The sequence below is a fragment of the Vibrio sp. 2033 genome, from assembly GCF_033339735.1.
The window spans coordinates 1-575 of sequence record NZ_JAWOVC010000624.1 but is presented as its reverse complement, the minus strand read 5'-3'; the positions used below and the strand labels follow the sequence as shown (position 1 = coordinate 575).

Sequence of the window (575 nt, the reverse complement as noted above, 5' to 3'; positions counted from 1 at the left end):
TTTTATATAAGTAATATCGGTCACCCACGATTGGTTTGGAGCCGTTGGATTGAACTCTCTGGCTAATTTGTTAGCCGAAATGACATGTTCAGTACCCGCTTTAGCTCTGGGTTTACGATACCCGCGTTGTGACTGTAAGCCTTCTCGTTTCATCAAGCGATGTACTTGGTTGATTCCACAGAATTCCCCTTCATCTCGTAGGTCACTGTATATCTTCCGATAGCCATAAACCCCACCTGATTCCAGCCAAAACTGTTTAATAAGTCCGAGAAGATACTTACGCCGTTTCTCTTGTTTGCTGTCAGGGTATTTTAGCCAGGCATAAAAACCACTTGGATGAACCCCAAGGATTTTACACATCCGTCGAACAGGCCAAACTGACTGGTTGGCTTTGATAAAGGCGTACCTCAGTCGGACTGGCTTGCGAAGTACACCGCGGCTTTTTTTAGTATATCCCGCTCTTCGGTAACTCTTTGCAGTTCTTTCCGAAGCCTACGAATTTCGGCACTTTCATCAGATTGAGCTTGGTGTTGGGAGGAGTCGGGACCGTAGCGCTTCACCCAAGCATAAAGACT

Annotated in this window: 1 pseudogene; it reads right to left on the bottom strand. The window is 46.1% G+C overall.

Features of this window, described 5'->3' with window-relative positions:
• Positions 1 to 575 (bottom strand): annotated as a pseudogene (locus R7P74_RS28150) (IS3 family transposase); the annotation flags it as partial.